At 72.9% G+C, this 26603-nt stretch carries 26 protein-coding genes and 1 tRNA gene; 14 read left to right on the top strand and 13 right to left on the bottom strand.

What is annotated here, in order from left to right:
• Positions 1–62 precede the first annotated feature (62 nt).
• Genes AB6A65_RS03595 through AB6A65_RS03585 form a run of 3 tightly spaced genes read left to right on the top strand, consistent with a single transcriptional unit; the run spans position 63 to position 1527 of the window.
• Positions 63–665: an RNA polymerase sigma factor gene (locus AB6A65_RS03595; RefSeq protein WP_371036988.1), complete on the top strand. Its 603-nt coding sequence runs from the start codon at positions 63–65 to the stop codon at positions 663–665.
• Positions 658–1014, top strand: coding sequence for a hypothetical protein (locus AB6A65_RS03590; protein ID WP_371036987.1), 357 nt, complete (start codon positions 658–660; stop codon positions 1012–1014). Before AB6A65_RS03595 ends, AB6A65_RS03590 begins: the two co-directional genes overlap by 8 nt.
• A gap of 3 nt (positions 1015–1017) precedes the next feature.
• Positions 1018–1527, top strand: a complete 510-nt coding sequence (locus tag AB6A65_RS03585; RefSeq protein ID WP_371036986.1) for a periplasmic heavy metal sensor — start codon at positions 1018–1020, stop codon at positions 1525–1527.
• Positions 1528–1540: 13 nt separating this feature from the next.
• Here AB6A65_RS03585 and AB6A65_RS03580 read toward each other — a convergent pair whose 3' ends face one another.
• Entirely contained in the window at positions 1541–2917 is a 1377-nt protein-coding gene (locus AB6A65_RS03580) for a diguanylate cyclase (protein ID WP_371036985.1), read from the bottom strand.
• A gap of 93 nt (positions 2918–3010) precedes the next feature.
• On the opposite strand from AB6A65_RS03580, the gene AB6A65_RS03575 reads away from it, so the two are divergent.
• Both AB6A65_RS03575 and AB6A65_RS03570 read left to right on the top strand, forming a co-directional pair.
• Positions 3011–3295: a DUF3572 domain-containing protein gene (locus AB6A65_RS03575; protein ID WP_371036984.1), complete on the top strand. Its 285-nt coding sequence runs from the start codon at positions 3011–3013 to the stop codon at positions 3293–3295.
• Positions 3292–3999: an HAD family hydrolase gene (locus AB6A65_RS03570; protein WP_371036983.1), complete on the top strand. Its 708-nt coding sequence runs from the start codon at positions 3292–3294 to the stop codon at positions 3997–3999. The genes AB6A65_RS03575 and AB6A65_RS03570 overlap by 4 nt, the downstream gene beginning before the upstream one ends.
• A 37-nt stretch (positions 4000–4036) precedes the next feature.
• Here AB6A65_RS03570 and AB6A65_RS03565 read toward each other — a convergent pair whose 3' ends face one another.
• Positions 4037–4348, bottom strand: coding sequence for a hypothetical protein (locus AB6A65_RS03565; RefSeq protein ID WP_371036982.1), 312 nt, complete (start codon positions 4346–4348; stop codon positions 4037–4039).
• A gap of 258 nt (positions 4349–4606) precedes the next feature.
• Between AB6A65_RS03565 and AB6A65_RS03560 the strand changes: the two genes are divergently transcribed.
• From AB6A65_RS03560 to AB6A65_RS03530, 7 genes are all read left to right on the top strand, one after another.
• Entirely contained in the window at positions 4607–6181 is a 1575-nt protein-coding gene (locus AB6A65_RS03560) for a trimethylamine methyltransferase family protein (RefSeq protein WP_371036981.1), read from the top strand.
• A gap of 63 nt (positions 6182–6244) precedes the next feature.
• A complete protein-coding gene (locus AB6A65_RS03555) occupies positions 6245–7426 on the top strand; it encodes an amidohydrolase (RefSeq protein ID WP_371036980.1) in 1182 nt (393 codons plus the stop codon).
• The gene (locus tag AB6A65_RS03550; RefSeq protein ID WP_371036979.1) at positions 7416–9176 is read left to right on the top strand and encodes a hypothetical protein; all 1761 of its coding nucleotides are present in this window, start codon (positions 7416–7418) and stop codon (positions 9174–9176) included. Before AB6A65_RS03555 ends, AB6A65_RS03550 begins: the two co-directional genes overlap by 11 nt.
• A gap of 67 nt (positions 9177–9243) precedes the next feature.
• Entirely contained in the window at positions 9244–9831 is a 588-nt protein-coding gene (locus AB6A65_RS03545; RefSeq protein WP_371036978.1) for a heme NO-binding domain-containing protein, read from the top strand.
• Positions 9832–9836: 5 nt separating this feature from the next.
• Positions 9837–10820, top strand: a complete 984-nt coding sequence (locus AB6A65_RS03540) for a diguanylate cyclase domain-containing protein (RefSeq protein ID WP_371036977.1) — start codon at positions 9837–9839, stop codon at positions 10818–10820.
• A gap of 469 nt (positions 10821–11289) precedes the next feature.
• Positions 11290–12072 (top strand): phosphonoacetaldehyde hydrolase, encoded by a 783-nt coding sequence (gene phnX, locus AB6A65_RS03535; protein WP_371036976.1) that lies wholly within the window; start codon positions 11290–11292, stop codon positions 12070–12072.
• Positions 12072–13568, top strand: coding sequence for a sulfatase-like hydrolase/transferase (locus AB6A65_RS03530; RefSeq protein WP_371036975.1), 1497 nt, complete (start codon positions 12072–12074; stop codon positions 13566–13568). Before phnX ends, AB6A65_RS03530 begins: the two co-directional genes overlap by 1 nt.
• On the opposite strand, the gene glpK is transcribed toward AB6A65_RS03530, so the two are convergent.
• The 6 genes from glpK to glpX all read right to left on the bottom strand — a co-directional run bounded on the left by glpK (position 13556) and on the right by glpX (position 20203).
• On the bottom strand, positions 13556–15061 hold the full coding sequence (gene glpK, locus AB6A65_RS03525) for a glycerol kinase GlpK (protein ID WP_371036974.1): 1506 nt from the start codon (positions 15059–15061) through the stop codon (positions 13556–13558). The two genes, AB6A65_RS03530 and glpK, sit on opposite strands and share 13 nt — an antisense overlap.
• A 6-nt stretch (positions 15062–15067) precedes the next feature.
• The gene (gene glpD, locus AB6A65_RS03520) at positions 15068–16666 is read right to left on the bottom strand and encodes a glycerol-3-phosphate dehydrogenase (RefSeq protein WP_371036973.1); all 1599 of its coding nucleotides are present in this window, start codon (positions 16664–16666) and stop codon (positions 15068–15070) included.
• Between the two features lie 92 nt (positions 16667–16758).
• Positions 16759–16833, bottom strand: a tRNA-Glu gene (locus tag AB6A65_RS03515).
• Between the two features lie 98 nt (positions 16834–16931).
• Entirely contained in the window at positions 16932–18680 is a 1749-nt protein-coding gene (gene recJ / locus AB6A65_RS03510) for a single-stranded-DNA-specific exonuclease RecJ (RefSeq protein ID WP_371036972.1), read from the bottom strand.
• A complete protein-coding gene (locus AB6A65_RS03505; RefSeq protein WP_371036971.1) occupies positions 18677–19234 on the bottom strand; it encodes a cysteine hydrolase family protein in 558 nt (185 codons plus the stop codon). The genes recJ and AB6A65_RS03505 overlap by 4 nt, the downstream gene beginning before the upstream one ends.
• A 3-nt stretch (positions 19235–19237) precedes the next feature.
• Positions 19238–20203 carry a class II fructose-bisphosphatase gene (glpX, locus tag AB6A65_RS03500; RefSeq protein ID WP_371036970.1) on the bottom strand — a complete coding sequence of 322 codons (966 nt, stop codon included), beginning with the start codon at positions 20201–20203 and terminating at the stop codon, positions 19238–19240.
• A 142-nt stretch (positions 20204–20345) separates the two neighbouring features.
• Here glpX and AB6A65_RS03495 point away from each other — a divergent pair, with 142 nt between their 5' ends.
• Complete coding sequence (locus tag AB6A65_RS03495) at positions 20346–21575, top strand: cytochrome P450 (protein WP_371036969.1); 1230 nt, start codon at positions 20346–20348, stop codon at positions 21573–21575.
• A gap of 78 nt (positions 21576–21653) precedes the next feature.
• Here the strand turns inward: AB6A65_RS03495 and AB6A65_RS03490 are convergent, their stop codons facing one another.
• Positions 21654–22163 carry a flavin reductase family protein gene (locus tag AB6A65_RS03490; RefSeq protein ID WP_371036968.1) on the bottom strand — a complete coding sequence of 170 codons (510 nt, stop codon included), beginning with the start codon at positions 22161–22163 and terminating at the stop codon, positions 21654–21656.
• An 85-nt stretch (positions 22164–22248) separates the two neighbouring features.
• Positions 22249–22686, bottom strand: a complete 438-nt coding sequence (gene dtd, locus AB6A65_RS03485; protein WP_371036967.1) for a D-aminoacyl-tRNA deacylase — start codon at positions 22684–22686, stop codon at positions 22249–22251.
• A 148-nt stretch (positions 22687–22834) separates the two neighbouring features.
• Between dtd and AB6A65_RS03480 the strand changes: the two genes are divergently transcribed.
• Complete coding sequence (locus tag AB6A65_RS03480; protein WP_371036966.1) at positions 22835–23251, top strand: Hsp20/alpha crystallin family protein; 417 nt, start codon at positions 22835–22837, stop codon at positions 23249–23251.
• A gap of 6 nt (positions 23252–23257) precedes the next feature.
• Here AB6A65_RS03480 and AB6A65_RS03475 read toward each other — a convergent pair whose 3' ends face one another.
• From AB6A65_RS03475 to AB6A65_RS03465, 3 genes are all read right to left on the bottom strand, one after another.
• Entirely contained in the window at positions 23258–24412 is a 1155-nt protein-coding gene (locus tag AB6A65_RS03475; RefSeq protein WP_371036965.1) for a TFIIB-type zinc finger domain-containing protein, read from the bottom strand.
• Between the two features lie 28 nt (positions 24413–24440).
• The gene (locus tag AB6A65_RS03470; RefSeq protein ID WP_371036964.1) at positions 24441–25571 is read right to left on the bottom strand and encodes an SPFH domain-containing protein; all 1131 of its coding nucleotides are present in this window, start codon (positions 25569–25571) and stop codon (positions 24441–24443) included.
• 73 nt (positions 25572–25644) lie between these two features.
• On the bottom strand, positions 25645–26601 hold the full coding sequence (locus AB6A65_RS03465) for a DUF2927 domain-containing protein (protein ID WP_371036963.1): 957 nt from the start codon (positions 26599–26601) through the stop codon (positions 25645–25647).
• Between the last annotated feature and the right edge of the window lie 2 nt (positions 26602–26603).

The raw sequence follows: 26603 nt of genomic DNA, 5'->3' as shown, positions 1-26603 counted from the left end.
CCGGCGGGGGCGCGCTTCCCGCCGATTGCGCCGGGCAGGACTTGCGACTACGCCGGAGCGACATGGCGATGCCTCAGGACGCTGGCCCGGAACTGGACGACGCGGCGCTGCTGGCCGCGACCGCCCGGGGCGATCGGGCGGCCGCGTGCCGTCTGACGGATCGGCTCCTGCCGGTGGTCTACGCCCATGCCGTCCGCCTTCTGGGCGATGCGGCCGAAGCCGAGGACGTGGCGCAGGAGGCGATGCTCCGGCTCTGGCGGGTGGCGCCGGAGTGGCGGGCGGGCGAAGCGAAGGTGACGACATGGCTCTACCGGGTGACGGCCAATCTCTGCATCGACCGACAGCGCCGGACGGCCCGGCCGGGACCGGGCGGCGCGCTCGCGCTCGACCGGGTGCCGGAGCCCGCGGACACGCGGCCGGGCGCCGAGGCGGCCTTGCAGGAGACGGCGCGCGCCGAGGCGCTCCAGGCCGCGCTCGCCACGCTCCCGCCGCGCCAGCGCCAGGCGGTGGTGCTGCGCCATATCGAGGGGCTTGGAAATGCCGAGATCGCCCGCATCATGGAGATCGGCCCCGAGGCGGTGGAAAGTCTCACCGCCCGGGGCAAGAGAGCGCTCGCCCGCAGTCTGTCCGGGCGGCGCGATGCACTGGGATACCGCGATGAATGACATCGACCGCGAGACCGAGGCGCTGCTCGAGCGCCATTTCGCTACCGCTCGGGCCGCGAGGCCCGAGCCGCCCGCGGGTCTCTCCGAGCGCGTGCGTGCCGATGCCGCTGCCTTGTATCCCGCGCCCGCCTCGCGGCGCGCCCGGGCGCCGGGGCCGCTTCTGGAGATCTGGCGGACGCTCGGCGGCTGGCCCGCGGCGGCGGGGCTCTCCGCGGCGGCGCTCGCCGGGGTCTGGATCGGGGTGGCGGCGCCGCGGGCGCTCGACGGTGGCCTCGCCGCCCTCGCGGGCGGCGGCGCGGCGATGCCCGGGCCCGCGGCCGGGTTCGAGCTGGCGCTGGAGGAGCTTTGAGCGATGACCGAGTCGGAAGCGGAACGCGGCAGCCAAGGCGGCGACGGCCGCCCGGGGACGCCGCTCTGGGTGAGGATCCTGCTTGTGGGCTCGCTTGCGCTCAATCTCCTCGTGGTGGGGATGGTGGCGGGCTTCGCCCTGCGGGGCGAGGGGCGCGCGCCGATGGCACGCGACGGCGGCTGGCCCTACGTCGCGGCACTGCCGGTGAGGGACCGCCTGGCTGTGGGCCGGGACATCCGGCAGGCCCTGCGGGCCGGCGGCATGACCCGCGAGGCGCGACGGTCGAGTTTTGACGAGGCGCTTTCGCTCCTTCGGGACGATCCCTTTTCGGTCGAGCGGTTCGAGGCGCTTCTCTCCCGCCAGTTCGCGGCGGCGAGTCTCGTACAGGACGCCGGTCGGCGCGCGCTTCTTGCGAAGATCGCGGCGATGCGCCCGGAAGAGCGTGCGCGCTATGCCGACCGGCTTGCCGAGGCCATGCGCGGCGGCCGCCATGGCGGCGCGGGTCGCCCCTGAGGCGCGTCGGGCGTCACGCGGCGGGGCGGCCGAGGCGGACGCAGTTCCGTCCGCGCGCCTTGGCGCGATAGAGGGCGCGGTCGGCCTGGACGAGCAGCGCTTCGGGTTCGGCATGTCCCGCCGCCATCGGGTCGGGCCCGACGGCGAGACCGATGGAGATCGTCACCCGCACCGCACCCTGGCCATCGGGCAGCGCGAAGGGTCTTTCGGCGACGGCGGCGCAAAGGCGTCGTGCCGCGGCCTCGGCCGCGTGGCGCTGCATGTCCGGCACCACGAGGAGGAATTCCTCGCCGCCGATCCGCGCTGCGAGAGCGTCGGGCCCGAGCCCGGCGCGCAATCGCTGCGCGACCTCGGTCAGCACGGCATCGCCGGCGGCGTGGCCGTGCCGGTCGTTGACCTGCTTGAAATGGTCGAGATCGGCGATCATCACAGCGAAGGGCCTATCCTCCCGGCGCGCCGCCGCCGCGATCCGGGCAAGCTGCGGGACCGCGTATCGGCGGTTGTGCAGGCCGGTGAGCGGGTCGATGACGGCCGCGGCAAGACCGGCCTCGAGCGCCGCGCGCATCTGGTCGGCGCGCCGCTTCGCGGCCAGCCTGCCCCGCAGCCGCAGGGCGAGCTCCTCGACCTCGAAGGGGCCGGGCATTCCGTCATGCGCCCCGAGGTCGAGCGCGCGCGCGACGGCGCGGCCGCCCGCGTCGCCGCCATGGACCACGATGGCCGCGCGGCGCAGGGCGTGCTGCGCGCGGAGCGCCGGAAGAAGTTCCAGCTCCGCGTCGGCGTGGGGCGGCAGCCCGATCAGCACCGCGTCGGGTGCGGGCCCCTGGGCCGTCAGCAGCGCCGCGGCGGGCGTGAGCGGGACCGGTACGCCCAGCGCCGCGGACAGCGCATCGGCCTGCGCCCGTGCGCACACCCCTTCGGCGGCGACGTGCGCGATGCGCGGCGCGGGGGCGAAGCCCGCCGCTGCCTCGGCGCAGCCCATCGCCGCCTCGGCGCTGCGGCGCACCTCCGGCGCGAGCCCGTCGCCGCGGTCGCGTAGCAGGCTGCGCAGCCGCGCGAGGAGAAGCGCGCCGTCGCGCAGATCCGGGAGGGCGTCGTCGAGCCCGGCGGCGAGGGCGGCGCGCCGGCCTGCGCCGTCGGCGGCGGGCCGCAGCGCCACGATCGCGGGGGCCTCGCCCGGCAGGGTGCGGAGCGTGGCGGCAAGGCGCTCGATCTCGGCGCCGGCCAGCCCGGCGCCGAGCACCGCGAGATCCGGGGCGTCCGCCCGTGTGAGCGCGCGCGCCTCGTCCGCGTCGGCGGCGAGGACCGGGTCGGGGAAGGTGCCCGCGAGCCGCGCGCGCAAGGCGATGCGGCGGGTTGTTTCCGGCTCGACGATGAGCAATCTGCCCGGCATGCTCGCTCCTCGCGCGGTTGCGGCGCGCTTGTCTTTCCTAATGCCCACTCTTTATGAAACTGGTTAAGAAAATCTTTCGGTAGGAGGATCGGCATGGCGATGAGCGACGACGCGGCAGAGGCGCTCGCCGCGGAGGCGCTGGCGTGGCTTGCCGCCGATGCGGATCTTCTGGGCGTGTTCATGGGGGCCACTGGGCTGGACGCCGACACGCTGCGGAGCGAGGCCGACCGCCCCGAGACGCTGGCCGCCGTCCTCGACTTCCTGCTGATGGACGATCTCTGGGTGACCGCCTTCTGCGAGGCCACCGGCCATCCCTGCACGCGCCCGGCCGAGGCGCGGGCGCGGCTTCCCGGCGGTACGCAGGTGCACTGGACATGACCGCGCGGCGCGCCGACGCGGTGCTGTTCGACAAGGACGGCACTCTGTTCGGATTCGAGGCGACCTGGGGCCCCTGGGCCGAGCAGGTGATCGGCGCGCTGTCGGGCGGCGCGCCGGCGCGGGCGACCGTTCTGGCCCGCGCGGTGGGCTACGACCTGACGGCCGGGGCCTTCCTGCCCGAAAGTCCCGTGATCGCGGGCACCAACCGCGAGGCGGCCGAACTGCTGGCCGCGGCGCTTCCGGGCGCGGACCCCGCCGCGCTCGAACTCTGGCTGGCCGATCGCGCCGCCGAGGCGCCGCTCTCGGAGGCGGTGCCGCTCGCGCCGCTGATGCAGGCGCTCGGGGCGGCGGGCATGACCCTCGGCGTCATGACGAACGACAGCGAGGCCTCGGCGCGCGCGCATCTAGCCGCGGCGCGGGTGGAGCAGGCCTTCGCCTTCGTGGCGGGGGCCGACAGCGGTCATGGCGCCAAGCCCGCGCCCGGGCCGCTTCTCGCCTTCGCGCGTGCGGCGGGGGTCGCGCCATCGCGGGTGGTGATGGTCGGCGACAGCCCGCACGATCTGCATGCCGGGCGCGCGGCGGGCATGCAGACGGTGGCGGTGCTGACCGGGCCGGCGGGCGAGGCGTCGCTCGCACCGCTCGCCGATGTCGTTCTGCCCGATATCGGGCATCTGCCGGCGTGGCTTGGCCTCGGCACGGCGTGACGGCGTGCGCCGCGGCGGCCGCCTGACGGGGTGCGGGCTAGTTCAGACGCGGCCGGCGCGACGGCGTCGCTGTCGCGCCCGTGCCGGGATCGCGGTTGTCGTTGCAGGGCAGCGCCCGCCACATCCCCACCACGACCTCGTCTTCCGTCGAAAGTGGCCCGAGCGGCACGACGAAATCTCCGAAGAGCGTCATCAGGATGTCCTCTGCCGGGCAGCGCCCCCTCGGCCCGAACGGGTCGTAGGCCCGCCTCGCACAGGGCGGATCGCGCAGGATACGCACCACCCCGTCGGCGGTGCGCAGAAGCCGCCAATCCGGAGCGAGCCTTTCCTGTCCGACGACCACCGTCACGATCCGTGCGCCTTTCCCCGGTCATTCCCAACCTGAACGATAGCCGCCCGTTGCGGCGAAAGGATGATCGGATCGCGCCCGTCCGGGGGCGTTTCCGGGCACGCGCCCGCGCGATGGGTGCCCTTGCGTCACGGCATCGCCGCATTCCGGAGCGGGATGAAGAATCGCGACCATATCCGTCGCAAACCGGCACGACCGGGCCGCGCGCGGCGTTTCTTCTGGCCCGGACACCGGCAGGAGGGACCCATGGCCTCGAGCATGCCCAGACCCACCGAGACCCTCGCGCCCGAGCGCCGCCGCCGCGGCGGCGGGCGCGCGGGCAACGCTGCACGACGCGGCACCGCCGTGATCGAGCAGATGCCCTGGCGGCTGCCCGTGAACATCGACCGCCCCACGGAACCGCTGAGCGAGGACGGCGTTCAGGCCATTCATGACGGCGCCATGCGCATCCTCGAGGAGATCGGGATCACCTTCCTCAATCCCGAGGCGGTGGACATTCTCGCCCGGGCGGGCTGCACGGTGAGCGGCCAGAACGTGCGCATGGGCCGCGACATGGTGATGGAGATGGTGGCGAGAGCGCCCCGCCAGTGGGACATCACGCCGCGCAACCCCGAGCGGCGCATCACCATGGGCGGCAAGCACATCCTCTTCGGCAACGTCTCCTCTCCGCCGAACTACTGGGACATGGAGATCGGCCGGAAGGTGCCCGGCACCCGCGAGCAATGCGCCCACCTGCTGAAGCTCACGCAGTACTTCAACTGCATCCACTTCGCCGGCGGCTATCCCGTCGAGCCGGTGGACCTGCACGCGTCGGTGCGCCACCTCGACGTGCTCTTCGACAAGCTCACGCTCACCGACAAGGCGATGCATGCGTATGCGCTGGGCGCCGAGCGGGTGGACGACGTGATGGAGATGGTACGCATCGCCGGCGGTCACTCGCACGAGGCGTTCGAGTCCGGGCCGAAGATGTACACCAACATCAACTCGACCTCGCCCCTGAAGCATGACCACCCGATGATGGATGGCTGGATGCGCCTTGCCCGGCGCAATCAGGGCCTCGTGGTCACGCCCTTCACGCTGGCTGGCGCGATGGCGCCGGTGACCATGGCGGGGGCAGTGTCGCTGAGTCTCGCCGAGGCGCTCTCGGCCGTCGTGCTGGCGCAGGCGATCCGGCCCGGCGCCTGCGTCGCCATCGGCACCTTCACCTCCAACGTGGACATGAAGTCGGGCGCCCCCGCCTTCGGCACGCCGGAATACATGAGGGCCACCCAGATGACCGGCCAGCTCGCGCGGTTCTACGGCCTGCCGATGCGCGCCTCGGGCGTCTGCGCGGCCAACGTGCCCGACGGGCAGGCGATGTGGGAGACCTCCAACAGCCTGTGGTCGGCGGTGCAGTCGGGGGCCAACATGGTCTACCACGCCGCGGGCTGGCTCGAGGGCGGGCTGATCGCGAGCCCCGAGAAATTCGTGATGGACTGCGAGATCCTGCAGATGATCCAGCGCTACATGGAGCCCGAGATCTGCGCCACAGGACCCGAAGAGATCGCCTTCGACGCCGTGGCGGAGGTGGGCGACCAGGGCCATTTCTTCGGCATCCAGCATACCCAGGATCGCTACACCACGGCCTTCTACCAGCCCTTCGTCTCGGACTGGAAGAATTACGAGGCATGGGAAGCCGCGGGCGCAGTCTGGACCGCCGAGCGCGCGCACCGCGTCTTCAAGGAGATCATCGGCAGCTTCGAGGCCCCGCCGATGGACGCGGCGGTGCGCGAGGAGCTCGAGGCCTTCGTCAGCCTCCGCAAGGCCGAGGGCGGCGCGCCCACCGATTTCTGACCCGGCGGCGGCGCGCGGCCGCCGGGCTTGACACCACCGCGGGGGCGGGGCGGAGTGGCGGCCATGACCGTGCACCCCAGCGATCTCGGCCCGGAAGACCTTGGCGCGCTCGCCGACTGGCGCCGCGCCCTTCACCGCCGACCGGAGCTCTCGGGCGCGGAGGCGGAGACCGCCGCGGCCGTGGCCCGGATGCTCGCCGCGCAGGGGCCCGACCGGATATGGACGGGGCTCGGCGGGGACGGCGTGGCCGCGACGTGGGCCGGGGCGGCGCCGGGCCCCGCGATTCTGGTCCGCGCGGAACTCGACGCGCTGCCGATCGCCGAGGAAAGCAGCGCGCCGCATGTCTCGGAATTCTCGGGGCGGGCCCATCTCTGCGGCCATGACGGGCACATGGCGATCCTCGCCGGGCTGGCGCGACGGCTCGGCCGGGTCCGTCCCGCGCGCGGCCGCGCGATCCTTCTCTTTCAGCCCGCCGCGGAGACGGGCGCGGGGGCGGCGGCCGTGCTCGCCGATCCGCGCTTCGCAGAGATCGCGCCGGACATGGCGGTGGCGCTTCACAACCTGCCGGGCCTGCCGCGCGGCGCGGTCCGGGTGGCGCCCGGCCCGGCCTGCTGCGCGTCGCGGGGGATGCGGATCAGGCTGCGCGGCCGCGAGGCCCACGCCTCCAGCCCCGAGACCGGCCTGTCACCCGCCCCGGCCCTGTCGCGCCGGCTGCAAGAACTGCCCGCGCGTTGCGCCGGGGCAGGCCCCGCGGACCCGGGCTTTCGCATGGTCACGCTCACCCATGCGCGGATGGGCGCGCCCGCCTTCGGCATCTCCCCCGGGCGCGCCGAGCTTTTCGCCACGCTTCGCACCCGGGATGACGAAGAGATGGACGCGCTCGTGGAAGAGGCCCGGGCGCTGGCCGAGGCGGCGGCCGCGGGGCACGGCCTCATCCTGGATGTCGGGTGGGAGGATGTCTTCGCCGCCTGCGTGAACGCGCGGGAACCGGCCCGGGCCCTCGCGCGCGGCGCGGCGGCCGCAGGCCTCTCGGTTTCGGCCGACGGGCTGCCCATGCGGTTTTCCGAGGATTTCGGCCGTTTCGGTGCGGCGGCGCCCGGCGCGCTTCTGCTGCGGGGCGCCGGGGCAGACCAGCCGCCGCTTCACGACGCGGGCTACGATTTCCCCGACGCGCTCATCGCCGAGGGCGTGGCCCTGTTCTCGGAGGTCCTCGACGATCTGCTGGGGCGTGCCGATGGCGGCTGACCGGCGCCTCCGGCGCGTCGCGCTCGCGGGCCTCGGGGGCGCGGCGGGCGGCGCGGGGTGGCTTCTGCTCGACGTCTTCCGCGACGCCTTCGCCGAACCCCGGCTGCACCTCGTGTCGGTCATCGCCGCGGCGGGCTGGTTCGGGCTCACGCTGCTCTTCACCGGCCCGTTGGGGTTTCGGCGCGCCGCGGCGGGGGCGGCGGCGCTCGCGGTCCCGGCCGCGGCGCTCATGTGGTGGGCGGCGCTGGGTTTCGTCTCCGTCCCGCAAACCCTGCTGGCGGGCCATCCGCTCGTCGCGCTCGGCCTCTACGGCGGCTTCGGAGCGCCGGTCGCGCTGGCCGGGCTCGCGGCGCCAGGCGGCTGGCGCGATCCCGCGGCGGTCTTCGACGCGGTCTGGTCGATCGCTATGCGGACGGCGGCCGCGGCGGTGTTCCTCGGGCTGGCCTGGGCGGTGATCGGCCTGTCCGACGCGCTTCTGGGTCTCGTGGGCGTCGATGCGATCGACCGGATCCTCGAGATCGACCCGGTGCCGTGGATTTTCAGCGGCGCGGCGATCGGGCTCGGCCTTGCCGTCGCCGAGGACTACGCGGCGCTTCTGTCGCCGGTGCTTGTCTTGCGCCTTCTGCGGCTTCTCGTCCCGGCGCTTCTTCCGGTGGTGGCGGCTTTCGTGCTCGCCCTGCCGCTGCGGGGGCTCGGGCTGCTTCTGGGCGGCCTGTCGCCCGCCCCGGTACTGATGTCGATGGCGGCGGCGGGCCTGGTCCTCGTCGCGGGGGCGGTGGATCGCGGCCCGCAGGACGAGGTGCGGGGCGCCGCGATGCGGGGCGCCACGCGGATGCTCGCGCTCCTGTTGCCGGTCCTCGCCGGCGCCGCGGCGCTGTCGATCGCGCAGCGGGTCGGGTCCTATGGCTGGACCCCGCCGCGCGTGCCCGCGGCATTCGGGGCGGGGCTGCTTTTGGCCTGGACGCTCTCCTTCGCGCTTGCCGCATTGCCCGGCGGCGACTGGCCGGCACGGCTTCGGCGCGCGGCCGTCGTGCTGATGCCCGCAAGCGCGGTGATCGGCGCGCTCTGGCTGACCCCGCTTGTCGCGCCCGAGCGGTGGTCGGCGCAAAGCCAGCTCGTCCGGTACCAGCAAGCGCGCCTGCCGCTCGACGAGGTGCCGCTGTGGGAGATGGCGCATGAGTGGGGAAAACCCGGCGCGCGGGCGGTCGCGCACCTGTCCGCGCTTGCGGAGGAGCGCGACGGTGCGGCGCTCCGGACAAGGCTTGCCGCGCTAGAGGAGGCGGAGGGACCGCGCGGCTTCGCGAGAACGATCGAACGCGCCGAGGCGGAGGCGCTCGCCGCGGCGCTGGCGGGCGTGATGCCGGTGCTTGGCGACGCCGAGCTTCCCCAAGGCGCGCTCGCGGCGCTTCCGTCCGCGGTGCTGCGCGACTGGCAGGACGCCTGCGCCCGGCGCGACGCCGAGGGCCGGCCGGGCTGCGCGCTGCTGGCCGCGCGGCTGCGCGCGGGCGAGGGGCCCGCGCAGGTGCTCGCCTTCCTTCGCAGCGCGGACGGCCCTGTGGAGGTGCGCGCCTACGACCTTCACGACGGCGGGTTGCGGCCTGCCGGTGCGGCGCGGGATCTTGCCGCCGGCACACCCGCCATTCTTCCCGCCGATGCGCTGGAAGCCCTTCGGGAGGGCCGTTTCGAGCTCGTGCCCAGCGGTGCGCGCGCCCTGTCGATCGGCGGCCGACGCCTCGTTCCGGACAATTGAACGCGTTCGGGAAATCTTAAGCCGCGAGCGGCATCCTCGCCGCGGTTTCACCGGCGCGGGACGCGGAATGCATGGTCTGATCAACCGGGCGATACAATCGTTCATCATCGACACCTATGGCGCATCGCGGTGGGACGGGATCGCGCACCGCGCCGGGCTGGAAATGGCCGGGTTCGAGGCGATGCTGAGCTACGATCCGGCGCTCGCGCCGCGCATTCTCTCTGCGGCGGAGGATGTGCTGGACAAGCCGCGCGAGGCGCTGCTCGAGGATCTGGGAACCTACCTCGTCTCCCACCGCAACACCGAGGCGCTGCGCCGGCTGATGCGCTTCGGCGGCGACAGCTTTCTCGACTTCCTCCATTCGCTGGACGATCTGCCCGAGCGGGCGCGCCTCGCCGTGGCCGACCTCGACCTGCCCGAACTCGAACTGGCCGAGCGGGGATCCGGCCGGTTCCGCCTGTCCTGCCGCGGCGGGCCTGCGGGCGTCGGGCATGTTTTCGTCGGGCTTCTGCGCGCCATGGCGGACGACTACGGCGCGCTCGCCTACCTCGAACTCGCCCTCGCATCCGACGAGGAGGACATCATCGACATCACGCTCTACGAATCCTCCTTCGCCGAGGGGCGGCGCTTCGACCTCGGCGCGCAAGCGCTCTGAAACGGATGCGGTTTCCGGACGGGATACTGGATGCGCTCTGCCCGATGCACGCGCGGCTCGACCCCGGGGGGCGCGTCGCGCATGCCGGCCCGACCCTCGCGAAGCTCTTTCCCGACGCGCGGCTGGCCGGCCGGCGCTTTCTCGACCTCTTCGAGGTGACCCGCCCGCGCGCCATGCAGGACATGGACGAACTCATGGCCATGGCCTCCACGAAGCTGCACCTGCGGCGCTGCGCGGCGCCGCACACCAAGCTGAAAGGCGTGCTGGTGGCCCTGCCGGGCGGCGATGGCGCCGTCGTCAACCTGTCCTTCGGGATCTCGATCCTCGACGGCGTGCGGGATTTCTCGTTGACCAGCGCCGATTTCGCGGCCACCGATCTCGCGGTGGAGATGCTCTACCTGATCGAGGCGAAATCCGCGGCGATGGAGGCATCGCGCAGGCTGAACCTGCGCCTTCAGGCCGCGCGCATCTCGGCCGAGGAACAGGCTTTCACCGACACCCTGACCGGCCTGAAGAACCGCCGCGCGCTGGAGCATGTGCTGGAACGCTTGGCCGCGGGCGGGGTGCGTTTCGCGCTCACGCAGATCGACCTCGATCATTTCAAGGACGTCAACGACACGCTGGGCCACCCGGCGGGGGACCAGGTGCTTCAGGTCGTGGCGCGTGTCCTGGTGGAAGAGACGCGCGCCCGCGATACGGTCGCGCGCATCGGCGGCGACGAATTCGTGCTCGTGCTCGAGGCTCCGAAAGACCGCGCCGCCGTCGCAGGTGTCGCACGGCGCATCATCGATCGGCTCGCAAGGCCCATCGTCGTGGACGGCCGCGCGGCGCGTATCGCGGCCAGTGCGGGCTCTGTCATGTCCGGGGACTATCCCCGGCCGGAGCCCGCGCGGATGCTCGCCGACGCCGATGCCGCGCTTTACGCTGCGAAGAACGCAGGGCGCGGCCGGCATCTTTTCGGCGCGCCACGGGAGGCCGACAGCGGCTGACCCCGTGCCGCGGGCACCCCGAATGCCGGGCGCGGCCCGCCCCGTCGCCGGCAAGCGCCCCGCGGCGCCTGCGAAGGCTTGTTCCCGTGGCGGGCCGGCCGTCTTTCGTGACCGCGCAGCACACGCGGCAATTCCGCTGCGCCGGCACGGCGCTCCCCCGACACCAGCTTGCCGCGTCGGCAGTGCGCCGGTGCGCGCCGGCAGGCGTGGCGCTCGCGCCCCTGCGCCCGGCGGCGACACGCGTCCTGGCGGCGTGCCGCCTTCTCGCCCCCCTCCAAGGCCCGGCGGGGGCCGGGTCAAGGCGGCGGTGGTCGGCCGGGCGGCGGCATCGGCCCGCTCGATGCCGGGGCGATACACGAGATGGTGGCGGCGGCCTGCGAAGTGTTGCAGGAAAAGGGGCGTGGCGCGCGCGGTGCGTCGGTCAGGGCCGCGCGTCGCACGCGCCTGGCGGGCTGAGAGGGGGCGATTCATGGCACGGTTCAAGGCGGCGGTGTTCGACTGGGCGGGCACCACGATCGATTTCGGATCCTTCGCGCCGATGGCCGTTTTCGTCGAGGCGTTCCGCCGCTTCGGGATCGAGGCGAGCGTGGCACAGGCCCGCGCACCCATGGGCGCGGCGAAGCGGGACCATGTCCGGGCCATGCTGGAGATGCCCGGGATCGCCGATCAGTGGCAGGCGCGCTTCGGCCACGCGCCGCGGGCGGCCGACGTCGACAGCGTCTACGAGGTCTTCGTGCCGATGAACGAGGAGGTCGTCGCGGATTACGCCACCCTCGTGCCCGGCACCGTCGAGACCGTCGAAAACCTGCGGGCGCGCTGCATGAAGATAGGCTCCACCACGGGCTACACCCGCTCGATCATGGAGCGGGTGCTGCCGAAGGCGGCCGAACAGGGCTACGCCCCCGACAATCGCGTCTGTGCCGACGACCTGCCCGAGGGGCGGCCCGGCCCGCTCTGCATGTACCAGTGCTTCATCGACCTCGTCGTCTACCCGCCCGAGTCCGTGATCACGGTGGACGACACCGCGCCCGGCATCGCCGAAGGCGTGGCGGCGGGCTGCGTCACCGTGGGCGTGGCGCTTTCGGGCAACGCGGTCGGGTGCACGCCCGGGGAGCTTGCCGCGATGCACGCGCACGAGGTGGAGCGGCGGCGCGCGGGCGCCACGGTAATGCTGAAGGAGGCGGGCGCCGATCACGTCATCGACACGGTGGCGGACCTGCCCGCGCTTCTCGACCGGCTGGAGGTGGCGTGATGCGGCCCAACATCCTTTTCATCACCGCCGACCAGTGGCGCGGCGACACGCTGGGCGCGCTCGGTCATGTCGTGCGGACCCCCGCGCTCGACCGGCTGGCGGAGGAGGCCACGCTCTTCGCGCGGCATTACGCCACCTGCGCGCCCTGCTCGCCGGCGCGCGCGTCGCTCTATACCGGGCTCTACCAGATGAACCACCGGGTGGTGTGGAACGGCGCGGGGCTCGACGCGCGTTTCGACAACCTCGCGCTCGCCGCCCGGCGCGCGGGCTACCTGCCCACCCTCTTCGGCTACACCGACACCGCGCCCGATCCCCGCCACCTCGCGCCGGCCGACCCCGCGCTTGCCACGTTCGAAGGCGTGCTGCCGGGGTTCCGGGTACGGCTCAACCTCGACGATGCGGAGCGGCCATGGGTGAGCTGGCTCGGCGCGCGGGGCCATGACATCTCTGACCCGGGCGCGATGCACCGGGTGCCGCCCGAGGAGGGCGCGCGCATCTCGCGCCGTCCGCCGGTCTATTCGAGCGAGGAGACCCAGACGGCCTTCCTCGCCGATGCCTTCCTTCAGTGGCGGGCCGAGCAGCCCATCGACCGGCCCTGGTTCGCGCATCTGAGCTTCCTGCGCCCGCACCCGCCCTTCGCCGTGCCCGAGCCCTATGCCTCTATGTATGGCGAGGAGGAGGGACCGGAATTCGCGCGTCACGCCGACCCGGATGCCGAGGCCGCGCAGCATCCCTTCGTGGCGGCGATACAAGGCTACCAGCAGCTTTCGGATTTCGTGGAAGGCGGCGCGGGACGGGCACGGGATCTCGCGCCGCGGGATTTCGCGCGGCTCCGCGCGCTCTACCACGGTCTCGTCTCGGAAGTGGACGCGCAGTGCGGCCGGATCTTCGAGGCGCTTCGCGCGGCGGGGCAGTGGGAGGAGACGGTGATCGTCTTCACCTCCGACCACGGCGAGATGATGGGCGACCACTGGATGCTGGGAAAGGGCGGCTTCTTCCCGCAAAGCTATCACATCCCATTGATCATGCGGATCCCCGGGCGGGGCGCCGGGCAGGTGGACGCGTTCACCTCGGCCGCCGACATCTTCCCCACACTCTGCGATCTCATGGGCGTGGCGCCCGGCCATGCCCCGGACGGCGCCTCGCTGACGCCCTTTCTCGACGGGCAGGCGCCCCGCCGCTGGCGCGCGGCCGCGCTCTGGGAGTTCGATTTCCGCCTGCTTCTGGGCGAGGACGCAGCGCGCTTCGGCCTCGCCCCGGAGGATTGCGTGCTCCAATGCCGGATGGACGGGCGGCACCTCTACATGGCAAGCCCCGGCCTGCCGCCCGCGCTCTACGATCTGGACGAGGATCCCGACTGCCTGGTGAACCGCGCGGCGGACCCCGCGCTCGCGCCCGCGCGGCTTTCCCAGGCCGAGGCGCTTCTGGCCGATCGCGCGCGGCTCATGGACCGCACGCTCGCGAGCCGCGCCGTCTGGGACTTCTACGCCGGCTGATCCGCGCCCGAGGCGGCCATCGCCGCGGCGACGGCCCGTTTCCACGCCGCGTATCTCGCCGCCCGGGTCTTGTCGCCCATGGCGGGCGCGAAGCGGCGGTCCCGCGCCCAGGCCGCCATCGCCTCTTCTGGGCCGGGATAAAGCCCGGCCCGGTGGCCGGCGAGCCAGGCCGCCCCGAGGGCCGTCGTCTCGAGGACCTCGGCGCGATCCACCGGCGCGCCGGTGATGTCGGCCAGGAACTGCATCGTCCAGTCGCTCGCGCTCATGCCGCCGTCGACCCGCAGCACCGCCTCCCCGGCCTCGGGCCAGTCGGTCTGCATCGCCTCCAGGAGGTCGCGGGTCTGGAAGCCCACGCTTTCCAGCGCCGCGCGGGCAAGCTCCGCCGGGCCGGAGTTCCGCGTGAGCCCGAAGATCGCGCCCCGGCAGTCCGGCGCCCAGTAGGGCGCGCCGAGCCCGGTGAAGGCCGGGACGAGCACGACCCCGCTCTCGGGATCCGCCGCCTCGGCCAGGGGCTGCGTCTCCTCGGCGCGGCGCACGAGTCCCAGCCCGTCGCGGAGCCATTGCACCACCGCGCCCGCGATGAAGATCGAGCCCTCGAGCGCGTAGGTCGTCCGCCCGTTCAGCCGCGCCGCGACGGTCGTCAGCAGCCGGTTGCGCGACGCCACCGGCGTCTCGCCCGTGTTGAGAAGCGCGAAGCAGCCCGTCCCGTAGGTGGATTTCACCATGCCGGGCGCGAAACAGGCCTGCCCCATGGCCGCCGCCTGCTGGTCGCCCGCCACGCCGAGGATCGGGATCGGCCGCCCGAAAAGGTCCGCCCGGGTCTCTCCGAAATCGTCCGCGCAGTCGCGGACCTCGGGCAGCACGGCCTCGGGGATGTCGAAGAGCGCGCAGAGCTCCGCGGACCATTCGCCCGCGTGGATGTCGTAGAGCATGGTGCGCGCGGCGTTGGTGGCGTCGGTCGCGTGGACCTTGCCGCCGGTGAGGTTCCAGAGAAGCCAGCTGTCCACCGTGCCGAAGGCCAGCTCGCCGCGCGCGGCCCGCGACCGCGCGCCTTCCACGTTGTCGAGAAGCCAGGCGAGCTTCGTGGCCGAGAAATAGGGATCGAGCAGAAGTCCCGTCCGCGCGGTGACGGCGGCCTCGTGGCCCGCCGCGGCAAGCGCGCGGCAGGCGGGCGCGGTCCGCCGGTCCTGCCAGACGATGGCGGGGTAAAGCGGCTTGCCGCTGGCGCGGTCCCATAAAAGCGTGGTCTCGCGCTGGTTCGTCAGCCCGAGCGCGGCGATGTCGCCGGCGTGCAGTCCGGCCTGCTCGATCGCGGCGCGCGCCGTGGCCGCGGCGGTCGACCACAGGTCGAGGGGGTCATGCTCAACCCAGCCCGGGGCGGGGTAGCTTTGTGGAAACTCCTGGCTCGCCTGGGCGACGGGGCGGCGGGCTTCGTCGAAGACCACGGCGCGTGTGGAGGTGGTGCCCTGGTCGATGGCGAGAACGTGGCGCATGGGTCCCTACTCCGCGGCCGCGACCGCCCCACGGGCCGCGCGCATCCAGTCGTCGAGCGCCGCGATCTGGTCGGGCGAGAGCCGCAGGCCCAGTTTGGAGCGCCGCCAGACCACATCCTCCGCCGTCATGGCGAATTCGCGGGCCATGAGCCAGGCGACCTCCGCCTCCGTGAGCGTGGCGCCGAAGGACCGGCCGAGGTCCTCGGCGCACCGCGCGGTGCCGAGGATCGTCTCGGCGTTGGTGCCGTAGGCGCGGAAAAGCCGCCGCGCCCCGTCGTCCGCAAGGAATGGATACGCGGCGCGCAGCGCGGCGATCCGCGCCTCGACCTCGTCGAGCGGAAGATCGCCGCCGGGCAGCGGCGCGGCCGCCGTCCAGGCCCCGCCCATCGCAGGCAGGTCGGGCGCGAGCCGCGCCAGCGCCGCCTCGGCGAGACGCCGGTAGGTGGTGATCTTGCCGCCGAACACGCTGAGCAGCGGCGCGCCGACGGCCGTGTCGAGATCGAGAACGTAGTCGCGCGTCGCCGCGGTGTCCGAGGCCGCGCCGTCGTCGTAAAGCGGCCGGACGCCCGCGAAGCGCCAGACGATGTCGTCCCGCGACACCGGCGCGCGGAACCAGCGGTTCACGAAGGCCAGAAGGTAGTCGGCCTCCGCCTCGGTGCAGACCGGGGCGGTATCGGCGTCGGGGTGCGGCGCGTCGGTGGTGCCGATCAGGGTGAAGTCGCGCTCGTAGGGCAGGGCGAAGACGATGCGCCCGTCCTCGCCCTGCAGGAAGTAGGCCCTGTCGTGGTCGAAGAGGCGGCGGGTGACGATGTGGCTGCCGCGCACGAGGCGCACGCGCGCCGCGGCGTTGCGCCCGATCGCGCCCGACAGCACCTCCGCCGCCCAGGGCCCGGCGGCGTTGACGAGGGCGCGGGCGTGGACCTCGCGCGCCGCGCCGGGCCGCGTGCAGCGCAGGCGGACCCGCCAGAAACCGTCCACAGCCCATGCCTCCACGACTTCCTGCCGGGGCCAGATGCGGGCGCCGAGGCGCACGGCGTCGCGCGCGTTGAGCGCGACGAGACGGCTATCCTCCACCCAGACGTCGGAATACTCGAAGGCGCGGCCGAGGCCGGGCCGCAGCGCCGCGCCCGCCGGGTCGCGCGCAAGGTCGAGCGCACGGCTCGCCGGCAGCACCTTCCGCCCGCCCATCGCGTCGTAAAGCAGAAGCCCCGCGCGGATCATCGCGGCCGGCCGCCGCCCCCGCGCCCAGGGCATGAGGCGGCCGAGCCAGCGCCCCGCGGGCGTGTCCGCGCCGACGCGCAGCGCCGGGTCCACCGGCAGCACGAAGCGCATGGGCCAGGCGATATGCGGCATGGCGGCGAGCAGGGTCTCGCGCTCGGCCAGCGCCTCGCGCACGAGGCGGAACTCGAAATATTCCAGGTAGCGCAGCCCGCCGTGAAAGAGCTTCGTCGAGGCCGAGGAGGTCGCGCCGCCGATGTCGCCCTTCTCTGCGAGCCCGACCGACAGCCCCCGCCCGGCCGCATCCCGCGCGATCCCGCACCCGTTCACGCCCCCGCCCACGACAAAGAGATCGAGAACGTGGTCGTCGGACGTCATGGGCGGCATCGGAAACCTCGCGGCGGGCGCGCGAAAGCTGAACCACGAAGCATGCGCGCGGGTCAATGGGCGTCGGCGCTAGTGAGCGGGGATGAAGGCGCTGGCAGCCCGTAGGGGAATCGAACCCCTCTTTCCAGGTTGAAAACCTGGCGTCCTAACCGATAGACGAACGGGCCTTGGCCCAGCGTGACGGGTGAATAGGAAAACCGGCGCGGGCTTGCAAGGGGAAAATGTGCCGTTCCGGCCTGCGCGGCGCTCGCCCTCGGGGCGCGGCTCAGGCGCTTGCGAAGGCGGCATCCTCGAGGCGAAGCTGCACCGTCGACCGGCCGCGCCAGTGGTTCATTTCCAGCCGCCCCGCGACATGCACGCGGACGCCGCCATGGGCTTCGAGGCGCGGCCCGAGATCGCCGTCGAAGGCGCCGAAGGCGATGGCGTCGATCGTGCCGCCCATGCCGTCGGACAGCGAAAGCTTCAGATGCGTCTCGCCCACGCGCTTCGCGTGGCGGATGGCGAGGGCGGGAAAGGCGAACCGCGGCGCCGCCGCGCCGGCGCCGAAGGGGCCTGCCGTCTCGAGCGCCTCCACGAGTTCGGGCGTCGCCGCGCCGGGCATCAGCGTGCCGTCCAGCCTGAGCGCCCGCGGGCCCGCCGCGCCCGCGCCCTGCCGCGCGAGAAGTTCGGCGAGCCGGGCCATGGCGGGCTCGAGGTGCTCCCGCGCCACCGTGAGGCCGGCCGCCATGCGGTGCCCGCCGCCCTTGAGGAGAAGCCCCTCGGCGGCGAGCCTCTGCACCGCCGCGCCGAGATCGACGCCCGCGACGGACCGGCCGGAGCCCTTGCCCTCGCCGCCCTCGAGCCCGATCACCACCGCGGGCCGGTTGGCGGCCTCCTTGAGGCGCGAGGCGACGATGCCGACCACGCCCGGGTGCCAGCCCTCGCCCGCCGCCCAGACGAGCGGCGCGTCGAGCCCGCGCGCCTCGGCCTGGGCCATCGCGGAGGCGCGCACCGACGCCTCGATCCCGCGCCGTTCCTCGTTGAGCGCCTCGAGCCTGCGGGCGAGCGCCTCGGCCTCGGCCGCGTCGCGGGTGGCCAGAAGCCGGGCGCCCAGGTCGGCCTGTCCCACGCGTCCGCCCGCGTTGATCCGGGGCCCCAGCACGAAGCCCAGCGCGTAAGGATCCGGCGCGCGGTCGAGGCGCGCCACGTCGGCGAGCGCGACCAGGCCCGGGCGTTCGCGCCAGCCCATCACCTTCCGCCCCTGGCGCACGAGCGCGCGGTTGACCCCGGTGAGCGGGGCAACGTCGGCGACGGTCGCGAGCGCCACGAGATCTAGAAGCGGCACGAGGTCCGGCCCCGCGCGCCCCGCTGCGCGCAGTTGCCGGCCCGCCTCTACCAGCATCAGGAAGACCACCCCGGCGGCGCAGAGATGCGCCAGGCGTCCGTCCTCGTCCTGGCGGTTCGGGTTCACCACGGCATGGGCCGGCGGCAGCGTCTCTCCGGCGAGGTGATGGTCGAGCACGACGACATCCGCGCCTTCGGCGGCGGCCACGGGGTCGTGGCTGAGGGTGCCGCAGTCCACGCAGACGATCAGGTCGTGCTCGGCCGCGAGCGCGCGCATGGCCGGGACGTTGGGTCCGTAGCCCTCGTCGATGCGGTCGGGGACGTAAAGCGTGGCGCCGCGCCCCACAGCGGCGAGCCAGTCGAGGAGCAGCGCCGCCGAAGCGCCGCCATCCACGTCGTAATCGGCGAAGATCGCGATCCGCTCGCCCCGGGTCGCGGCCGAGACGATGCGCGCCGCCGCGCGCTCCATGTCGCGCAGGCCCTTCGGGTCGGGCAGAAGCTCGCGAAGCTGGGGCGACAGGTAGCCCTCGGCCGCCTCGGGCGCGACGCCGGCGCGCGCCAGCGTCGCGCAGACGGCGGGCGCGAGATCGGTGCGCTGGGCGATGGCCTCGGCCTGCCGGAGCAGTTCGGCGTCCGGCCCCTCCCAGCGGCGACCGGTCAGCGAGAGATCGACGCCGAGATAGGCGCTCACCGGGGCGCCTCCAGCAGATCCGCGACGGACAGGGCCTGCGCGAATTCGCCATGCAGATGGGCGACCGCCGCATCGTGGACGGCCTGGGGCGGCATCGGTTCGCCGCCGCACCAGCTCATGTCCGCATTGGTCGCGAAGGCCGCGCAGGCATCATGAGCGAGCCGGACGGAGAAGCCGAGATTGGCGGCCATGCGCGCGGTCGTGGAGACGCAATGCGGCGTGGTCAGGCCGCAAAGCACGAGATCCTGCACGCCGAGCCCCCGCAGGCGGTCCTCGAGCGTCGTTCCGATGAAGGCCGCGTTCACGGATTTCTCGATGACGGTCTCTCCCTCGACCGGCGCGACCTGCGGCTTGAACCGCGTGCCCGCCCCGGCGAGGGGGCTGCCCGGTTCGGTCGAGACGTGCCGGACATGCACGACCGGCTTCCGCCGCGCCCGCCACGCCGAAAGCAGGGCGGCCGCGCGTGCCTCGGCGTCCGGGTTGTTGCGCTCGCCCCAGCTCGCGGCGTCGAAACCGGTCTGGATGTCGATCAGGATGAGGGCCGCCGCCGGCATGCCTCAGCGCAGGGGAGAGCGGTAGCTCACCCGGCGCACGGACCCGGTGCGGGACCGCATGAGCACCGTCTCGGTCTCGACCCAGCCGGGGCGGCGCCGGATCCCGGGCAGGAGCGAGCCGTCGGTGACACCCGTGGCGGCGAAGATCACGTCCTCGCGCACCATGTCCCCCAGCGCGTAGACGCGGTTCAGGTCGGTGATGCCGGCGCGCGCGGCGCGCTCGCGCTCGTCGTCGTCGTGAAAGACGAGCCGCCCCAGGATCTGCCCGCCCATGCACCGAAGCGCGGCGGCGGCCAGCACCCCCTCGGGCGCGCCGCCGGTGCCCATGTACATGTCGATGCCGGTGATCTCCGCCTCGGCGCAGTGCATCACGCCCGCCACGTCCCCGTCGGTGATGAGCCGGATCGCCGCGCCCGTGGCCCGCACGTCGGCGATCATCCCGGCATGGCGCGGCCGTTCCAGGATGCAGACGGTGATGTCCGCGGCGGCGCAGCCGCGCGCGGCGGCGAGCGCGCGCACCCGCTCCGCCGGGGCCATGTCGAGCGTCACCACGCCTTCGGGATAGCCGGGCCCCACCGCGAGCTTCTCCATGTAGACGTCGGGCGCATGCAGCATCGAGCCGCGCGGCCCCATGGCGATGACGGTGAGCGCGCCGGGCATGTCCTTGGCGGTGAGCGTGGTGCCCTCGAGCGGATCGAGCGCGATGTCGACGGCGGGGCCGTTCCCGGTGCCGACCTCCTCGCCGATGAAGAGCATCGGCGCCTCGTCGCGCTCGCCCTCGCCGATGACCCCCCGCCCCGCGATGTCGAGCCGGTTCAGCTGCTCGCGCATGGCGTTCACGGCGGCCTGGTCGGCGGCCGTCTCGTCGCCCCGTCCCACGAGGTCCGCGGCGGCGATGGCGGCCTGTTCGGCCACGCGCGCCAGCCCGAGCGAGAGCATGCGGTCGTTGAAATCTGCGGCGGTGGCCATCTGTCCTGTCCCTCGCGCTGGTTGACGCCTGGCGCGGGTGTAGCCGCCGTGCGGGGGCGAGACAAGGCGCGCGCGCCCGGCTTGCCAAGCCACGGGCGCTGGGGCAGGTTCCGCCCCGGTCACCGCGACGGGAGGATGGGCCATGATCACCGCAGCCGAGGCGCGCGGCTTCGACCTGATGGCGCCGCCGCCGGGCTTCGCCGACGATCCGTTCCCGGTTTATGCCGGGCTCCTGGCCCATGCGCCCGTGCTGCGCCAGCGCGACGGTTCGGTGCTGGTGGCGCGCCACGCGGATCTCGACCGCATCTACCGGGACACGCGCCGCTTCTCGTCGGACAAGACGGTGGCGTTCGCGCCCAAGTTTGGGGAGGGCACACCGCTTTACACCCACCACACCACGTCGCTCGTCTTCAACGCCCCGCCGCTGCACACCCGCGTGCGCCGGATCATGACCTCGGCGCTCACGCCGCGCGCCATCGCCCGGATGGAGCCGGGGCTTGTCGCGGTCGTGGACGCGCTGCTCGAGCGCATGGCCGAGCGGGGGCGCGGGGGTGCGGCCGTGGATCTCGTGGAGGATTACGCCAGCACGAGCCCGATCCAGATCATCGGCAACCTGCTCGACGTGCCGATGGAGGAACGCGGGCCGCTGCGCGACTGGTCGCTCGCGATCCTGGGCGCGCTGGAGCCGGCCCTGTCCGAAGATCACCTCGCCCGGGGCAATGCGGCCGTGGCGGAATTCACGGCCTATCTGGAGGATCTCGTGGCGCGCCGCCGCGCCCGGCCGGGGGACCCCGAGACGGACGTGCTGACCCGTCTCATCCGGGGGGAGGGGGCGGACGGCCAGCTTTCGGAAACCGAGCTTCTGCAGAACTGCATTTTCATCCTGAACGCCGGGCACGAGACCACCACGAACCTCATCGGCAACGCGCTGGCGCTGCTTCACGACCATCCGGACCAGAAGGCGCGCCTGCTGGAGGATCCGGATCTGCTCGGCTCGGCGATCGAGGAGGTCCTGCGCTACGCGTCGCCCAATCAGCTCGGCAACCGGGAGGCGACCGAAACGGTCGAGATCGGCGGCGAGACCATCGCGCCGGGCACGAACCTGCACCTCGTGATCGGGGCGGCGAACCGCGACCCGGCGCAGTTCCCCGAGCCCCACCGCTTCGACATCGGCCGCACGCCCAACCGCCACCTCGCCTTCGCGGGCGGGCCGCATGTCTGCGTCGGGCTGAGCCTCGCCCGGCTCGAGGGGAAAGTCGCGGTGGGGCGGTTCCTCGCGCGGTTTCCCGGCTATCGCGTCGTTGCCGGCAGACGATCGGGCGGGCGCATCCGCTTTCGCGGCCACGCGCACCTGCCGGCGGAGCTTGCCTGACAGTTTCCGGGCGCTTGCGGCGGGCTGCCTGCCCGCCATGTCCCGCCGGTCAGCGCCTCGACGACGCCGCCCCCTCGATCACGGGCGGCCGGCGAGGCCGCCGTAGGCGCCGCCGAAGAAGATGAGCGGGGATCCCTCGCGGCTGCGGGCGCGCAGGACCTCTCCCACGTGGATCTCGTGGTCGCCGCCGTCGTGGGCCGCGCGCTTGGCGCATTCGAAACGCGCGAGACAGGCGTCGAACACCGGCACGCCCTCCGGTGTCTTGTGCCAGTCGAGAAGGTCGAAGGCATCGGCGTTCTTCGCGAAGGCCTGGCAGATCTCGTCCTGATCGGCACCGAGGACATGCACGGCGAAGTGGCCCGCGGCGTCGAAGGCCGGGAAGCGATGGGAGCCGCGCGCCGGTGCCCAGAGGATGAGCGGCGGGTCGAGCGACAGGCTCGAGAAGCTGTTGGCCGTCATGCCGACCGGTCCGTCCGCGCCCGCGCAGGTCACGACGGTCACGCCGGTCGCGAAACGGCCCAGCGCGTCGCGGAAGTCGCGCTCCGCGCCGGCGCCCGGCACGAAATCCTGGAACTCGGCATTCGGCACTTGGCGGATCCTGTCTTGCGTCTTGGACCAATCGTCGCGCCGCAGGCTACCTAGCATCCCGGGCCGTGCTGCCAACCCCGATCCGTCAGAGCTCGAGCGGGATCGTCACCGGCCCGTCATTGACGAGGCTCACCTGCATGTCCGCGCCGAAGCGCCCTGTCGCCACGGCCACGCCCTCGGCCTGAAGAGCCGCGGCGAAGCTTTCGTAGAGGCGGCGGCCCTCCTCGGGCGGTGCGGCGGCGGAGAAACCCGGCCGGTTGCCCCGCGATGTGTCGGCCGCGAGCGTGAACTGGCTGATGACGAGCGCCGCGCCGCGGATGTCGAGGATCGAGCGGTTCATCCGTCCGTCCTCGTCGCGGAAGATGCGCAGCTTCGCCGCCTTCGCGGCGAGCTTGCGCGCCTGCTCCTCCGTGTCGCCCTCCATGGCGCAGACGAGGACCATGAGCCCGGGGCCGATCTCGCCCACGACGGCGCCGCCGACGCTCACCGACGCCTCCGAGACCCTTTGCAACACTGCCTTCATGGCGCTTCGCCTCCGTTTCGCCGCCGGGGCACGCTGCCGCGCGGGAGCGGGCGATGCAAGTCTGCGCAGGCTTGACGCCGGTCAAATACGCCGGGCGCGCGCCTTGCCAGACTTGCGCGCGCCAACATGCAAGACGGAGGAGATTCGAATGGTCGAGAAATCCAGCATGTCGGGCCTCTGGCCCTCGCTCTACGAGCCGTTTCGCAGCTTCGGCACCCGCATCGCCGAGATGCTCGCACCGGCGTCGGATGCCTCGGGCAGCGACGAGTCCTACACGATCACGATGGAACTGCCCGGCGTGTCGGAGGACGACATCGAGGTCTCGGTGGATGACGGCGTGGTGACCGTGAAGGGGGAAAAGAGGTCGGAGCGCGAGGAAAGCGGCGACACCTGGTTCTTCAGCGAGCGGCAGTACGGCAGCTTCACCCGGTCCTTCCGCCTTCCCTCGGACGCGCAGCAGGACAAGGTGGACGGCCACATGAAGGACGGTGTCCTGACCGTGACGGTGCCCCGCCGCATGACCGGCAGCGCCGGCGCGCGCCGGATCGACGTCAGGAAGGGCTGATCGCGGTCAGAAGCCCTGCTCCAGCAGGTCGGGGTTCGCGGCCAGAAGAAAGCCGAGGGTCCCGGCCAGGAGCAGGCCGGCAAGCACCGCGAGGGCGATCTTCCAGGCCGACCACGGCCGCTCGCCCTGAACGCGCCCGGTCTGGCCGTTGACGACGAAGCGGTAGGTTCTCCCGCGATACTTGTAGGCGGCGAGCCAGACGGGCAGCAGGATGTGCTTGAAGGTCACGTCGCGCAGATCGGTATCGATGGCGTGGATGCGCTGCGCGTCGCCGCCGATGTCGAAGGCCACGTCGCGGCGGATCACCATGTCCATGCGGGCCCGCGCTTCCTCGAAGCCCGGGGCGAGGTCCACCTGGTAGCCCTCGGCCCGGAACCCCGCGAGGAACTCGGGGCGGTAGGGTTCGAGCGCGGCGAGGTCCCAGGGCTCGAGCGCGTCGGTGAAGGTCTTGGGCAGGGAGCGCGAGGCCAGCACCAGCACGTCGTCGAAGAACCGCGCGACGCGGCCCGAGGCGGGCCGCCAGCGGATCTTTCGGATGCGTTGCTGCACGCGCTTGCCGTCCCGCATCACGGTGCGCGTCTCGTAGTAGGCGGTGCCGCGCTCGCCCCTGTAGCGGCTCGCCGTGTCGGCGTCGAAGGTCCAGAAGGGCACGTAGATGCCCTGCATCTTCCGGCCCTTTCGGGCATACTGCTTCAGCCCGCCCGGCGCGAACCAGAGCCGGCCCAGCCAGCGCGTCATCGCCTGCCGCGCCGCGCGCTCGTCGAGGGCGAAGGGCACCACGCCGCGCGGCTTGATGTGGCGGTGCATACCGGTGTCGGTGACGACGGGCGTGGCGCAGAACGGGCAGTCCCGGGCATGAAGCTCGGGGTCGAATTCCACCTGTGCGCCGCAGTTGGGGCAGGTGGTGACGCGCGTCTCTTCCATCTCCGCCTGCGGCAGCGCCCGCTCCAGCGCCGCGCGGAAGTCGAGCTCGCGGATGGCCGCGGCGCCGTCACGGGTCTCCATCGGCTCGGTGTTGCCGCAATGATCGCAGACGAGCCGGCCCGCGCGAGGCTCGAAGCGCAGGTCGGCGCCGCAGGCCTCGCAGGGGAAGCGGTGCGTCTCCAGCGGGGCCGCGGCGCGCGCGGGCGCGTCGGGCGGCGGGGGCGGTTCGGGTGCCATGGGCCTGGTGTCCGGCGGGCCGCGGGCCTCAGCTGCCTGGCGGCGGCGGGGGCATCACGGTGAAGAGCTGGGCAAGCTCGGGCACGTCCTCGGCATGCTTCCAGCCATCCTGTCCCTGGGTCCAGACGTAGCTGTTGCGGGCGCGCTCGCCCGCGACGGCCATCCGGCCAAGATCGGCGCGCGAGAAGGGGCCGCGCGTCTGCCCGTTCTCGGCGATGTGCCAGACATGCTCCACCGGCGGCGGGGGCGGCGGCGCGGCGGCAGGCTGCGCGCCCTGCCCGGCGCCCGGGGCTGCGCCTCCCCATGGACCGGGTTGCGCCATCCGCGATCCCATCGCCATCCCCATTCCCGCGCCGAGACCCGCGGCCATGCCGCCGCCCGCCGGGTTGTCGGCGGCCCTTGTCATCGCCTCTGCCGCGGAGAACTCCGCGTACCGGCTCAGATCGCCCACGAGCCCCATCGAGGTGCGCTTGTCGAGCGCCTGCTCCACCGCCGGCGGCAGCGAGATGTTCTCGATGTAGAGTTCCGGGATCTCGAGGCCGTATTCGACAAGCGTCGGCTGGATCTCGCGCGCGACGAGCTTGCCCAGATCGCGGGTGTTCGCCGCCATGTCGAGCACCGGGATGCCCGAGGAGGCGAGCGCGCGGCTGAACTCCTGCACGATGATGTTGCGGATCTGGAAGCTGATCTCGTCCATCGTGAACTCGCCGTCGGTGCCCACGATCTCCTGGAGGAAGCGCGCGGGGTCCGCGACGCGCACGGTGTAGGTTCCGAAGGCGCGCAGCCGCACCGGTCCGAATTCGGGATCGCGGGCGATGATCGGGTTCTTCGTGCCCCATTTCAGGTCCGAGAAGCGGGTGGTGTTGACGAAGTAGATCTCGGACTTGAAGGGCGAGCGGAAGCCGTGGTCCCAGTGCTGCAGGGAGGTCAGGACCGGCATGTTGTTGGTCTCGAGAAAATAGAGTCCCGGGGTGAACACGTCCGCGAGCTGCCCCTCGTGGACGAAGACCGCCGCCTGCCCCTCGCGCACGGTCAGCTTCGCGCCGTACTTGATTTCGTGCCCCTCGCGCTCGAAGCGCCAGACCATGGTGTCGCGGGTGTCGTCGGTCCAGTGGATGACGTCGATGAACTGGCCGGAGAGAAAGTCGAAGATCGGCATGGCCTGCCTCCTTGCTGCGCGCCGCGGAGACCATACCGCGCGGCGATGGCGAATCCAGTCTCCGCGCGCCCCGTCAGCTTTCCGGAGCGGCGTCGCGGCCCTCGAGGATGTCCCGCAGGATCGGCCGCGCCTCTTCGAGGCGCATGCCGATCTCGAGGCGCGGATCGTAGAGCAGCCGCAGGAGCTCCTCGTCATGAGTGGTGAGCAATGCGAACTCGTCGTCGTCGTTGAAGATCGAAGGACGCGCCCGAGGGCTGTCGTTGGCAAGCCCGAGGCCCTGCGCCATCTCCTCGTGGATGCAGGCAAGGCGCATCAGGTCGGGATGCTCGGCGCGGATGAAGGCGATGGCGCGGGCATAGTCGTATCCGCCCGACGTGCCCGAAAACGCCAGCACCAGGCAATGGATCGAGCGCGGCAGATCGTCGAAGATCGCCAGCGCGTCCGGCGCGATGTCGGGCACGATCCCGCGCACGCGGGCGAGCAGTTCGTCGCGGTCGTCCTCGCCCATGAACAGGACATGGAAGTTGGCGGAGCGCGGCGAACTCACCGAGATCGGATGCCCTGTCACCTGCGCCAGCCGCGCCGCGTAGCCGCGCACGGCGTTGGCGTCGCGGGTGCGTCGGGCGGGCGGCACCGAGGCGCCGAATGCCGCCGCGATGCGCACGGGCCCGGGCCAGCGCTTGAGCCGCCCGGAAACGTTCCGGCCCGGCCGCAGGCCGGCGCCGCGGGTATACTCGTCGAAGAAGGCGATACGCTCGAAGTTGCGCAGGATATCCGCGGACCCGTAGGGCGTGTCGGGGCCGCCGCCGTCGGTGCGCAGCAGGCCCTGCGCCAGAAGGTCGGCCTGCACCCTTGCGTAGTAGGCCGCGAGCTGGCGGCTCTCCGTGGTGCGCGCGGCGGGATCCCCTGCGGGGGCGGGCGGCGGGGCCAGCTCGTCCGGTCGGGCGGGCGGGGCGGCGACCGGTGGCACCGGTGCCGCATCGCATCCCGCCAGCACGACGCAAAGCGCCGCGAAGAGCGCCCGCCGCATCC

This window comes from Rhodosalinus sp. FB01, from assembly GCF_041365715.1.
GTDB lineage: Bacteria > Pseudomonadota > Alphaproteobacteria > Rhodobacterales > Rhodobacteraceae > Rhodosalinus.
This window is presented reverse-complemented; position numbering and strand designations above follow the sequence as displayed.

Bases quoted from the DNA above. Each gene is read 5' to 3' on its own strand.
- phnX (WP_371036976.1), top strand. From the start codon at position 11,290: ATGGCACGGTTCAAGGCGGCGGTGTTCGACTGGGCGGGCACCACGATC.
- AB6A65_RS03545 (WP_371036978.1), top strand. From the start codon at position 9,244: ATGCATGGTCTGATCAACCGGGCGATACAATCGTTCATCATCGACACC.
- glpD (WP_371036973.1), bottom strand. From the start codon at position 16,666: ATGCCGCCCATGACGTCCGACGACCACGTTCTCGATCTCTTTGTCGTG.
- AB6A65_RS03570 (WP_371036983.1), top strand. From the start codon at position 3,292: ATGACCGCGCGGCGCGCCGACGCGGTGCTGTTCGACAAGGACGGCACT.
- AB6A65_RS03585 (WP_371036986.1), top strand. From the start codon at position 1,018: ATGACCGAGTCGGAAGCGGAACGCGGCAGCCAAGGCGGCGACGGCCGC.
- AB6A65_RS03555 (WP_371036980.1), top strand. From the start codon at position 6,245: ATGACCGTGCACCCCAGCGATCTCGGCCCGGAAGACCTTGGCGCGCTC.
- AB6A65_RS03530 (WP_371036975.1), top strand. From the start codon at position 12,072: ATGCGGCCCAACATCCTTTTCATCACCGCCGACCAGTGGCGCGGCGAC.
- AB6A65_RS03540 (WP_371036977.1), top strand. From the start codon at position 9,837: ATGCGGTTTCCGGACGGGATACTGGATGCGCTCTGCCCGATGCACGCG.
- AB6A65_RS03550 (WP_371036979.1), top strand. From the start codon at position 7,416: ATGGCGGCTGACCGGCGCCTCCGGCGCGTCGCGCTCGCGGGCCTCGGG.
- AB6A65_RS03495 (WP_371036969.1), top strand. From the start codon at position 20,346: ATGATCACCGCAGCCGAGGCGCGCGGCTTCGACCTGATGGCGCCGCCG.
- AB6A65_RS03465 (WP_371036963.1), bottom strand. From the start codon at position 26,601: ATGCGGCGGGCGCTCTTCGCGGCGCTTTGCGTCGTGCTGGCGGGATGC.
- glpK (WP_371036974.1), bottom strand. From the start codon at position 15,061: ATGCGCCACGTTCTCGCCATCGACCAGGGCACCACCTCCACACGCGCC.
- AB6A65_RS03580 (WP_371036985.1), bottom strand. From the start codon at position 2,917: ATGCCGGGCAGATTGCTCATCGTCGAGCCGGAAACAACCCGCCGCATC.
- AB6A65_RS03475 (WP_371036965.1), bottom strand. From the start codon at position 24,412: ATGGCACCCGAACCGCCCCCGCCGCCCGACGCGCCCGCGCGCGCCGCG.
- AB6A65_RS03595 (WP_371036988.1), top strand. From the start codon at position 63: ATGGCGATGCCTCAGGACGCTGGCCCGGAACTGGACGACGCGGCGCTG.
- AB6A65_RS03480 (WP_371036966.1), top strand. From the start codon at position 22,835: ATGGTCGAGAAATCCAGCATGTCGGGCCTCTGGCCCTCGCTCTACGAG.
- AB6A65_RS03575 (WP_371036984.1), top strand. From the start codon at position 3,011: ATGGCGATGAGCGACGACGCGGCAGAGGCGCTCGCCGCGGAGGCGCTG.
- AB6A65_RS03560 (WP_371036981.1), top strand. From the start codon at position 4,607: ATGCCCAGACCCACCGAGACCCTCGCGCCCGAGCGCCGCCGCCGCGGC.
- AB6A65_RS03505 (WP_371036971.1), bottom strand. From the start codon at position 19,234: ATGCCGGCGGCGGCCCTCATCCTGATCGACATCCAGACCGGTTTCGAC.
- AB6A65_RS03590 (WP_371036987.1), top strand. From the start codon at position 658: ATGAATGACATCGACCGCGAGACCGAGGCGCTGCTCGAGCGCCATTTC.
- glpX (WP_371036970.1), bottom strand. From the start codon at position 20,203: ATGGCCACCGCCGCAGATTTCAACGACCGCATGCTCTCGCTCGGGCTG.
- AB6A65_RS03470 (WP_371036964.1), bottom strand. From the start codon at position 25,571: ATGCCGATCTTCGACTTTCTCTCCGGCCAGTTCATCGACGTCATCCAC.
- dtd (WP_371036967.1), bottom strand. From the start codon at position 22,686: ATGAAGGCAGTGTTGCAAAGGGTCTCGGAGGCGTCGGTGAGCGTCGGC.